The sequence below is a fragment of the Streptomyces niveiscabiei genome, assembly GCF_001419795.1.
GTDB lineage: Bacteria > Actinomycetota > Actinomycetes > Streptomycetales > Streptomycetaceae > Streptomyces > Streptomyces niveiscabiei.
In genome coordinates this window covers 1-11,050 of the sequence record NZ_LIRL01000188.1, presented here as the reverse complement: position 1 = coordinate 11,050, position 11,050 = coordinate 1, and the positions used below count along the sequence as shown (strand labels likewise).

The 11,050-nt window shown below is 69.6% G+C and carries 8 protein-coding genes and 1 pseudogene; all 9 read left to right on the top strand.

Annotated features, from left to right (window positions below; translation table 11 throughout):
• The first annotated feature begins 117 nt into the window (after nucleotides 1–117).
• Entirely contained in the window at nucleotides 118–1,362 is a 1,245-nt protein-coding gene (locus AOK24_RS10535; protein WP_055719800.1) for an FAD-binding protein, read from the top strand.
• 113 nt (nucleotides 1,363–1,475) lie between these two features.
• Nucleotides 1,476–2,720, top strand: coding sequence for an ROK family transcriptional regulator (locus AOK24_RS10530; protein WP_055719799.1), 1,245 nt, complete (start codon nucleotides 1,476–1,478; stop codon nucleotides 2,718–2,720).
• A 235-nt stretch (nucleotides 2,721–2,955) separates the two neighbouring features.
• On the top strand, nucleotides 2,956–4,221 hold the full coding sequence (locus AOK24_RS10525) for an ABC transporter substrate-binding protein (RefSeq protein ID WP_055719798.1): 1,266 nt from the start codon (nucleotides 2,956–2,958) through the stop codon (nucleotides 4,219–4,221).
• 19 nt (nucleotides 4,222–4,240) lie between these two features.
• Nucleotides 4,241–5,209: a carbohydrate ABC transporter permease gene (locus AOK24_RS10520; RefSeq protein WP_055719797.1), complete on the top strand. Its 969-nt coding sequence runs from the start codon at nucleotides 4,241–4,243 to the stop codon at nucleotides 5,207–5,209.
• Nucleotides 5,206–6,048 (top strand): carbohydrate ABC transporter permease, encoded by an 843-nt coding sequence (locus AOK24_RS10515; RefSeq protein ID WP_107103929.1) that lies wholly within the window; start codon nucleotides 5,206–5,208, stop codon nucleotides 6,046–6,048. The genes AOK24_RS10520 and AOK24_RS10515 overlap by 4 nt, the downstream gene beginning before the upstream one ends.
• A gap of 25 nt (nucleotides 6,049–6,073) precedes the next feature.
• A complete protein-coding gene (locus AOK24_RS10510) occupies nucleotides 6,074–8,941 on the top strand; it encodes a glycoside hydrolase family 2 TIM barrel-domain containing protein (RefSeq protein WP_055719795.1) in 2,868 nt (955 codons plus the stop codon).
• A 123-nt stretch (nucleotides 8,942–9,064) separates the two neighbouring features.
• A complete protein-coding gene (locus tag AOK24_RS10505) occupies nucleotides 9,065–10,063 on the top strand; it encodes an ABC transporter ATP-binding protein (protein ID WP_055719794.1) in 999 nt (332 codons plus the stop codon).
• Complete coding sequence (locus AOK24_RS10500) at nucleotides 10,060–10,866, top strand: ABC transporter permease (protein ID WP_055719793.1); 807 nt, start codon at nucleotides 10,060–10,062, stop codon at nucleotides 10,864–10,866. Before AOK24_RS10505 ends, AOK24_RS10500 begins: the two co-directional genes overlap by 4 nt.
• 5 nt (nucleotides 10,867–10,871) lie before the next feature.
• A pseudogene (locus tag AOK24_RS50435) lies at nucleotides 10,872–11,050 on the top strand (ABC transporter permease); the annotation flags it as partial.

Sequence of the window (11,050 nt, the reverse complement as noted above, 5' to 3'; positions counted from 1 at the left end):
CCCACGGAGATCCCGACCCGGCCGGGTCCTTTCGCAAGAAGCCATCCACCAGCCCCGGTGTTCGCCCCGGCGAGGTAGGTTTCCCCCGCATCCCCTCGGAAGCCGGAAGGACGACGTATGACCGCGAGCGTGACCAACTGGGCGGGCAACATCAGGTTCGTGGCGAAGGATGTGGTGCGGCCGGACGGCGTGGAGGCGCTGCGGAAGGCGGTCGCGGGGAACGACCGGGTGCGGGTGCTGGGGAGCGGGCATTCGTTCAACCGGATCGCCGAGCCGGGGGGCGAGGGGGTGCTCGTGTCGCTGGACGCTCTGCCGCAGGTGGTCGATGTCGACACGGAGCGGCGTACCGTGCGGGTCGGTGGGGGTGTGAGGTACGCCGAACTGGCCCGGCGTGTCGATGAGGCGGGGTTCGCGCTGCCCAACATGGCGTCTCTGCCGCATATTTCGGTCGCCGGGTCCGTCGCGACGGGGACGCATGGGTCCGGCGTCAGGAACGGCCCCCTCGCCGCGCCCGTCCGTGAGGTCGAACTCCTCACCGCCGACGGCTCGTTGGTGACGATCGGCAGAGGGGACGCGAGATTCCCCGGCGCCGTCACCTCGCTGGGCGCCCTCGGTGTCGTCGTCGCGCTGACGCTGGACCTGGAACCGGCGTACGGGGTCGAGCAGTACACGTTCACCGAACTCCCCCTGGAGGGGCTGGACTTCGAGGCGGTGGCGGGTGCGGCGTACAGCGTGAGCCTGTTCACGGACTGGCGGGAGGCGGGGTTCCGGCAGGTGTGGGTGAAGCGGCGGATCGACGAGCCGTACGCGGGCTTCCCGTGGGCCGCCCCGGCGACGGAGAAGCTGCACCCGGTGCCGGGGATGCCGGCGGAGAACTGCACGGACCAGTTCGGCACGGCAGGCCCCTGGCACGAGCGGCTCCCCCATTTCAAGGCCGAGTTCACGCCCAGCAGCGGCGACGAACTCCAGTCGGAGTACCTGCTCCCCCGCGAGCACGCGACGGCCGCGCTCGGTGCAGTCGGAAACGTCCGGAAAACGGTTTCCCCGGTGCTCCAGGTCTGCGAGGTCCGCACGATCGCGGCCGACGAGCAGTGGCTCAGCCCGGCGTACGGCCACGACTCGGTGGCCCTGCACTTCACGTGGACCGACGACATGGACGCCGTACTCCCCGCCGTACGCGCGGTGGAGAGCGCTCTCGACGGTTTCGGCGCCCGCCCGCACTGGGGCAAGGTCTTCACCACCGCCCCGGCGGCGCTGCGCGAGCGCTACCCCCGGCTCGACGCCTTCCGGACGCTCCGGGACGAGCTGGACCCGGCCGGGAAGTTCACGAACGCGTTCGTTCGCGAGGTGCTGGCGGGCTGACTTTATAAACCCCCTTTCCGAACCCTTGTCGAATCACAGGGCACCCCCATAGCCTGGCGCGGCGCCGGAGCGACGCTGCTCCCGCGCCGGTGGAAGGGATGGGGGCAACTCCGGTGAAGCGCACATCACGCGACATCCGCACCGCGAACCGCTACGAGGTGCTGCGCCAGATCATCGCCCGCTCGCCCACCTCCCGGCAGGAGCTCGCCGCCGAGACCGGCCTGAGCCTCGCCACGGTCGCGACCCTCGTCGGTGAGCTGCTCGACCTCCGGATGATCACGGAGGTCGGTTTCGAGGACTCGGCGGGCGGCCGGCCGCGCGGCCTGGTCGCGGTGAACGCCCAGGGCGGCGCGCTGATCGGCGTGGACATCGCGGAGACGTACGTCCATGTCGAGCTGTACGACCTCGGCCTGAACGTCCTGGCGCGGGCCACGGAGCAGGTGCGCCCGGGGCAGAGCCGCCCCGAGCAGGTCGTCGCGCTCATCGCGGCGGCCACCGGCTCGGTCGTCGCCCAGGCCGGGGTGGACGCGGCGCGGGTGCTCGGCGTCGGGGTGAGCATGCCGGGCCAGGTGGACCGGGCGACCGGCGTCTCGGAGTACGCGCCCAACTGGGACTGGCACGACGTGCCGTTGCTCGACCTGCTCTCCGGCCACATCGCGTACCCCCTGTACCTGGACAACCCGCTGCGCGCCTGCGCGGTCGCCGAGCTGTGGTTCGGGGCGGCGCGCGGGCACGGCGACGCGGTCGTGCTGATCCTCGGGACGGGCGTCGGCGCCGGGCTGATCCTGGGCGGGGCGGTGCACCGGGGGGTCAGCTCCAGCGCCGGGGAGTGGGGGCACTCGACGCTGGTGCTGGACGGCCGGCTGTGCCACTGCGGCAACCACGGGTGCGTCGAGACGTACGTCGGAGCGCCCGGAATCATGCAGAACATCCGGGAGTTCAGCCCGCGCAGCGCGCTGCTGCACCCCGAGGACCAGTCGGCCACGCTGGACGCGCTGGCCGCCGGGCTGGCCGAGCAGGACCCGGTGGCGGTGAAGGTGGTCCGGGATCTGGCGCGGTATCTCGGCGCGGCCGTCGCGGACCTGGTGAACGTCCTCAACCCGGAGGTCGTCGTGCTCGGCAGCTGGGTCGCCCTGCGGCTCGGTGAGCCCCTGGTGCGCGAGGTCCGCGAGGCCGTCGCCCGGCACGCGCTGAAGCGGCCGATGGCCGCCACGGAGATCGTCCTGTCGCCGATCCTCACCGACTCGGTGTGCCTCGGCGCGGCGACGCTCGCCCTGGAGGGCGCGTTGCAGTCCGCAGGTCAGAGCGGGGGCAGGCGTACGAACGCGGCGAGGAGCCGTACCGCGCCGTCCGTCTGACGGGCGACGGGGCGCGGCCCTGACCCGGGGCCGCCGGGCGCCTCGGCCCGGCGGTCCCAACCCCTTGCTCCGACCCCTTGTTCGTCCGGCCGAACAGTCACAACGCTTCGAACAGACTTTGTTCAACCCCTTGCCGAAGCCTTAGCCGAAGGTTAACGTCCCGCTCCGCAACGCTTTCGAGCCACCGTGCCTGAGCCGTTGCGTCGCAGCCGCACTCAAGACAAGGACGTCAAGCATGTCGGCATCGAACATGAGCAACTGGAATCGTCGATCCGTGCTGCGCGCCGCGATGGGTCTGGCCGCCGCGGGCGGACTGGCCGCGTGCGGCGGGAACACCGGCCGCGGCGGCGGCTCCGGTTCCGGCAAGGACCTCGTGCAGTACTTCCACGCGTACGGCGAGAACGGCGTCGAGGCGGCCGTGAAGAAGTACGCGAAGGCGTACAAGGGCGCGAACGTCACCACGCAGTGGATCACCGGCAACAACTTCGAGCAGAAGCTGTTCGCCGCGCTGCTCACCGACAACGCGCCCGACGTCTTCGAGTTCCACCCGCAGATCCAGCTCGTCAAGAGCGGTCAGGTGGCCGACCTGACCGACATCATCGCGCCGGTCAAGAGCGACTTCAACCAGGCCGACATCACCTCGCACACGGTCGACGGCAAGATCTACGGCGTCCGCATGATCGACGACCCGCAGTTCTTCTTCTACCGCCCCTCGATGTTCGAGAAGGCGAAGGTCGAGGTCCCGAAGACGCTCGACGAGTTCATCGAGGCCGCGAAGGCGCTCACCACGAGCAAGGTCAAGGGCGCCTACCTCGGCAACGACATCACCCCGGTGCAGTCGCCGCTGATCTGGTCGGCGGGCGCGGACACGCTGACCGCCGACAACAAGCCCGCGTTCAACACGGACGCGGTCGCGGCCGGCCTCAAGCAGATGCGCGGGCTGTTCACCAGCGGCGACCTGCTGCTCGGCGCGCCGACCGACTGGTGGGACCCGTCGGCGTTCACGCAGGGCCTGACGGCGATCCAGTGGTGCGGCATGTGGGCGATGCCCGCGATGCAGCAGGCGCTCGGCGACGACATCGGCATCTTCCCGTTCCCGAAGATCGGCGCGGCCGGCAAGGAGTCGGTGATCAACGGCGGCTGGTCGATGTTCGTCAACGCCAAGGGCAAGAACGTCGAGGCGGCCAAGGAGTACGTGAAGTGGCTGTGGATCGACCAGAAGGAGTACCAGGAGGACTTCGCGACCTCCTACGGCTTCCACATCCCGCCGCGCACCTCGCTCGCCGAGAGCGCGACCAAGCTGAAGACGGGCCTGCCCGCCGAGGGCGTCAAGCTCTTCAACCAGTTCGGGCACTTCGACAACATCGGCTGGACGCAGGCGATGATCTCCGCGATCAACGACGTGGTCGCGAACACCATCCGTAAGGACGACGACCCGAAGGCCCAGCTCGCCGCCGCCGAGAAGAAGGTCGACGCCGAACTCAAGAAGCTCTTCGGATAGGCCGCGGAGAGACCACGACATGTCGACCACCACCACGCGGAAGGCCGGCTCCTCCGCCCCGGTCCCGGCCCCCTCGGGCCGGCGGCCGAGGCGGGGGTTCGCCGCCTCCCCCACCGCGAACTTCTGGCTCTTCACCGGGCCCTTCCTCATCGGCCTGATCGTCTTCGTCTTCGTGCCGATCGGCTGGAGCGTCTGGCTCAGCTTCTTCGAGGCACGCTTCACCGTCACGCCGAGCGAGTTCGTCGGCTTCGAGAACTACAAGCAGATCCTCACGGACGTCGACTTCCGCAACTCGCTGGTCACGTTCACCGTCTTCGCCGCGTTCATCGTGCCGCTGACCTGGGCGGTCTCGCTGGGACTCGCCCTGATGGTGAACCGGATCAAGATCGCGCGGGCGTTCTTCCGGTCGGCGTTCTTCCTGCCGACCGCGGTCAGCTACGTCGCCGCCTCGCTGATCTGGAAGATGTCCCTCTTCAACGGCGTACGCTTCGGCCTCGCCAACACGGTCATCGGCTGGTTCGGGATCGACAACATCGCCTGGCTCGCGAGCCCCGACCCGCCGTGGTACTGGCTGGTCATCGTCACCGTACGCCTGTGGCTCCAGTCCGGCTTCTACATGATCCTGTTCATCGCGGCACTCCAGAACATCCCCAAGGAGCTGTACGAGGCCGCGGCCATCGACGGCGCGAAGCCGGGGTGGCAGACGTTCCGGTACATCACGCTGCCGCAGCTGCGGGCCACCTCGACCGCGGTGATCCTGCTGCTGCTGATCGCGGCGTACCAGGCGTTCGACGAGTTCTTCAACCTGCTCACCAAGGCCACGTGGGGCCAGCCGCCGCTGGTCGAGCTGTACAAGATGGCGCTGGGTGAGAACCAGAACTACGGCGTGGGCAGCGCGGGCGCGGTCGTCCTGACCATCCTGATCTGCGTCGTCACGCTGGTGCAGGGCAAGATCATGGGCTTCGGAAGGGGGGAGGAGTCGAAGTGAGCAGTCGTAAGCGTGGCTCTGTCCTCGGCAACACCGGACTGTACATAGCCACCGCCGTGGCCGCGTTCCTCTTCCTGATCCCCTTCTATCTGATCATCCGCAACGCGCTGATGACGGACCAGGAGATCACCGGCGAGAACTGGAAGTGGTTCCCGACCAGCATCCAGTGGGGCAACGTCAGCGAGCTGTTCGACGACCCGACGGTCGACTTCGCGCGCTCGCTGTGGAACTCGACGGTCGTCGCGGTCCTGTCGACGACCGGCATCCTGCTGGTGTGCTCGCTGGCCGGGTACGGCCTCGCGCGCATCCCGTACAAGCACGCGAACAAGGTGTTCTACCTGGTCCTCGCGACGCTGATGGTGCCCACGGCCGTCACCTTCGTGCCCAGCTTCGTCCTGGTGTCGTCCCTCGGCTGGGTGGACTCCTACCGGGGTCTCATCGTTCCGGGGCTGTTCAGCGGTTTCACGTGCTTCCTGTTCCGGCAGTACTTCCTGGGGTTCCCCAAGGAGCTGGAGGAGGCGGCGCGGGTGGACGGGCTCGGCTACTGGGGCGCGTACTGGCGTGTCGTGGTGCCGAACTCGCTGAACTTCTTCGCCGCCATGGCGACCATCACGTTCATCAACGGCTGGAACTCCTTCCTCTGGCCCCTGGTCATCGGGCAGGATCCCAGTTCGTGGACGGTGCAGGTCGCGCTGTCCTCGTACATGACCAACCAGACCGTGAACTACCACCTGATCTTCATGGCCACCGCCGTGTCGATCCTGCCGCTGGTGTTCGTCTTCCTCTTCCTCCAGCGCTGGCTGGTGCAGGGGATCGCACAGACGGGCATCAAGGGCTGAACCACCGCTGAAGAGCTGGAGACCGATGTCTTTCCGCACCACCTCCACGGATGTCGCCTACGTCGAGGACGTCTCGCCGGGCCGCGGGGCACTCCCGCCCCGCGCCTGGTACGCGGCCTCGGACGCGGCCACGCTGTCGCTGAACGGCCGCTGGCGCTTCAGGCTGTCGCCGACGGCCGGCGCCGAGGACGACGCGTTCGCGGCGCCCGGATACGACGCCGGGGGGTGGGCGGAGGTCTCGGTCCCGGGGCACTGGGTGCTCCAGGGCCACGGCGCCCCCATCTACACCAACGTGCTGTACCCGTTCCCGGTGGACCCGCCGCACGTCCCGACCGAGAACCCGACCGGTGACCACCTGCGCGTCTTCGACCTCCCCGGCGACTGGCCGGCGGGCGGGGACGCCGTCCTGCGGTTCGACGGCGTGGAGTCCTGCGCCCGCGTCTGGCTGAACGGCACGGAACTCGGCGAGTTCAAGGGCTCGCGCCTGGCCCACGAGTTCGCGGTGGGCGGCCTGCTGCGCCCCGAAGGCAACGTTGTCGCGGTCCGCGTCCACCAGTGGTCGGCGGGCTCCTACCTGGAGGACCAGGACCAGTGGTGGCTCCCGGGCATCTTCCGTGACGTCACCCTCCTGCACCGCCCCGAGGGCGCGGTCCGGGACTTTGCTGTAACCGCTTCCTACGACCACGTCACGGGCACCGGCACCCTGCGCGTCGACTCGGACGTACCCGGCCGCGTGACGGTCCCGGAGCTGGACCTCGACCTCTCCACGGGGGAGTCGGTTTCGGTGGCCGTCGACCCGTGGACCGCCGAGACGCCTCGGCTGTACGACGCCATCCTCGCCACGTCCGGTGAGCGCGTCCCGCTGCGGATCGGCTTCAGGACCGTCGTACTCGAAGACGGTCTGATCAAGGTCAACGGGACGCCGATCCTCTTCAAGGGCGTCAACCGCCACGAGTGGCACCCCGAGACGGGCCGTTCGCTGGACCTGGAGACGATGCGCGAGGACGTGCTGCTGATGAAGCGGCACAACGTCAACGCGGTGCGCACCTCCCACTACCCGCCGCACCCGGCGTTCCTGGACCTGTGCGACGAGTACGGCCTGTGGGTGATCGACGAGTGCGACCTGGAGACGCACGGCTTCGGCGAGCAGAAGTGGCGGGACAACCCGGTCGACGACGACCGCTGGACCCCGGCCCTCCTGGACCGCGCCGAGCGCATGGTCGAGCGCGACAAGAACCACCCCTCGATCGTGTTCTGGTCGCTGGGCAACGAGGCGGGCACCGGGCGCGGGCTGACCGCGATGGCCGAGTGGATCCACGCCCGGGACTCCTCGCGGCTCGTGCACTACGAGGGCGACCGGTCCTCGCGCGACACCGACGTCTACTCGCGGATGTACGCCTTCCACGGCGAGACCGAGGAGATCGGCAAGGGGCTCGACGGGGGCGCCGCGAAACGGCGTGAACTCCCCTTCATCCAGTGCGAGTACGCGCACGCGATGGGCAACGGCCCGGGTGGACTCGCCGACTACCAGCGGCTGTTCGAGAAGTACGACCGCCTGCAAGGGGGGTTCGTCTGGGAGTGGATCGACCACGGCATCGTGCACGACGAGTTCGGGTACGCGTACGGCGGCGACTTCGGCGAGGAGCTGCACGACGGGAACTTCGTCTGCGACGGCCTGATCTTCCCGGACCGCACGCCCTCCCCCGGGCTCCTGGAGTTCAAGAAGGTCATCGAGCCGGTCTCGGTCGTGCCGTGTGGCGAGGGTGTCCGGATCGCCAACAAGCAGGATTTCGCGGACCTTTCGGCGCTGGAGTTCACCTGGGCGTTCCAGGTCGACGGCGCGGAGGTCGCGTCGGGCGCGCTGGAGGTGCCCGCACTGCCGGCCGGTGCGTCGGCGGACGTGAAGCTGCCGCCGGTGCCGGTGCAGGCGCCCGAGGGCGTGGAGACGGCGTGGACCGTGCGGGCCGCGCTGGCCGCCGACACGCTGTGGGGTGCGCGGGGTCACGTGGTCGCGTGGGGTCAAGTGCCGGTCGCGGCGCGGGCGTTGCCGACGCTGGGCGCCCAGGTCGCGCCGGTCGTCGGCGAGGGCGGGATCACGCTCGGGCCTGGCGTCTTCGACTCCCGTACGGGTGAGCTGATGTCGATCGGGGCGGTGCCGGTGACGGGCGGGCTGCGGCTCGACGTGTGGCGGGCGACGACCGACAACGACAACGGGACCGAGTGGTTCTCCGGGACCAACTACAGCGAGCTGTGGCGCAAGGCGGGCCTGCACCGGATGCGGCACCGGATCGACGCGGTGGAGGTCGAGGGGGACGCGCTGACCGTGCGGACCCGGGTCGCGCCGGCCGCCGCCGACCTCGGCATCGCGACCGTCTACCGCTGGACGTCCGACGGTTCGCGCCTGAAGCTCACGGTGTCCGTGACGCCCGAGGGGCACTGGACGATCCCGCTGCCGCGCCTCGGCGTCCGGTTCGGGCTGCCGGGGACGACGGACGCGGTGAGCTGGTTCGGCGGCGGGCCGCTGGAGGCGTACCCGGACAGCCGGGAGGCGTCGGCCGTCGGGCGGTACGAGTCGACGGTGGACGCGCTCCAGACGCCGTACGTGTTCCCGCAGGAAAACGGCTCGCGGGCCGATGTGCGCAGGGCTACGCTGGGCGGGCTCCAGGTCGAGGGCGACCCGGAGTTCTGGTTCACGGCACGCCGCTGGACCACCGAGGAGCTGGACGCCGCGCGCCACCGTACGGACCTGGTGCCGGGCGAGACCGTGTGGGTCCACCTGGACCACGCGGTGCACGGGGTGGGAACGCAGGCGTGCGGTCCCGGTCCGCTCCCGCAGTACGTACTGGAGGCCGCGCCCGCGGAGTTCTCGTTCGTGTTCACCGAGAGTTTCTAGGGTCTTCCCGCTTCTCTGTCTTCCCTTCTCGTCCCCTTCGAGGCCGGTCCGGCGTTCTCCGGGCCGGCCTCGGTGTGCTCGTTCCCCCTTCGTGTCCGTCCCCGTCGTATGGAGGCTCATCGAGTGAGCGGCAGCATCGAGGTGCGCGGGCTGTCCCGCACCTTCCACACCACCGTCCGCCGGCCGGGTTTCGCGGGCGCGCTGCGTTCGCTGGTCGACCCCGAGCGGGTCGCCAAGCACGCCGTGTCCGACATCAGCTTCGACGTCGCCGAGGGTGAACTCCTCGCCCTGCTGGGCCCGAACGGCGCGGGCAAGTCCACGACCATCAAGATGCTCACCGGCATCCTCACCCCGACCTCGGGCGAGGCGCGGGTCGCGGGCGTCGTCCCGTACCGGGAGCGCGAGCGCAACGCCCGCAACATCGGCGCGGTGTTCGGGCAGCGCACCCAGCTGTGGTGGGACCTGCCGGTGCGCGAGTCGTTCATGATCCTGCGGGACATCTACGAGGTACCGAAGGCCGAACACGCCGCGCGCCTCAAGGAGTTCGACGACCTGCTCGACCTGTCCTCGTTCTGGTCGACACGGGTGCGCCACCTATCCCTGGGCCAGCGGGTGCGCTGCGACCTCGCGGCGGCGCTGCTGCACGACCCGGCCGTGGTGTTCCTCGACGAGCCGACGATCGGCATGGACGTCGTGGTCAAGGAACAGGTCCGGGAGTTCCTGCGCCACCAGGTCGAACAGCGGGGCCGTACCGTCCTGTTGACGACGCACGACATGACGGAGGTCGAACGCCTCGCGGAACGCGTGGTGTTGATCAACCACGGGCGTCTGGTGCTGGACGGGCCGCTGGAGGACATCCGGCGCAAGTTCGGCTCGACCTGGCAGGTGCGGGCCACGCTCGCCGACCCGCACACCGAGGTCACGCCGCTGCGCGGGATAGCCGTCGTCCAACACGAGGGCCCGGTCGTGGTGTTCGGCCCCGAGGGCCCGGACGCGCCGACCGTCCACCAGGCCCTCAAGGCGGTCATCGAACGGTACGAGGTGACGGACGTCGCCCTCGACGAGGCCGACCTCGAAGACGTCATGCGGGCCGCGTACGTCCACGCGGAGGGCGAACGATGAGCGGCATGCCGTACGCCTGGCGGGCCGCGTGGGTCACGCCGCTCGGCGAGCTGTACACGCCGCCCCGGATGACGGGGGCGCTGCTGCGGCTCGCCGTACAGATCGTGCTGGTCGCCTCGCTGTGGCACGGGCTGTACGCGCAGACCGGGACGACCGCCGGGCTCGACCGGGGGCAGGCGGTGACGTACGCCGTGCTGGCCGTCCTCAGCTCCCGGATCCGGGACTTGGACCAGTACTCGGGGCGGGACACCGTCCAGCAGCACATGCACTTCGGGACGATCGTCTACTGGTGGATGCGGCCGATGCCGCCGCGCCGGTACTACGCGCTGCGGGCGCTGGGCGAGCAACTGTACGGGCTGGCCTGGGCGTTGTTCGGGTACACGGTGTGTCTGGCGGCGGGTGTCGTCGATCCGCCCGAGTCGGCTGCCGTGGCGGGGGTGTTCGCGCTCAGTCTGCTGCTCGGGCAGTGGGTGCTGTACTACATCATGCTGGTCATCGACCAGTGGTGCTTCTGGGCGCTGCGCAACGGGGCCGCTCTGCTGATCCTCGTGTTCGCGCAGAACCTGCTCTCCGGGGTGTACGCGCCGCTGTGGTTCTTCCCCGACTGGTTCGTCACGCTCAGCTCCTATCTGCCGTTCCAGGCGACGCTGAGTGTGCCGCTCTCCCTCTACATCGGGCGCATCCCGCTGTCCGACGCCGGCTTCCAGCTCGCCGTCCAGGCGGGGTGGGTGGTCGTGCTGGCCCTGTTCACCCGGTTCCTGTGGGCGCGCGCCGCCCGCCGGGTCGTCGCGCAAGGAGGCTGATCCGTATGAGTTCGATGCTCAAGGCCACGCGGATCATGTGGCAGGTCACGCGGCTCAACTTCCGTGCGCAGCTGGAGTATCGCGCCGAGTTCCTGCTGATGATCGCGATCGGCGCGGTGTGGCAGGTGTCGGTCATCGTGTTCGCGACCGTGCTGCTCACGCGGTTCAGCGGGATGGGCGGGTG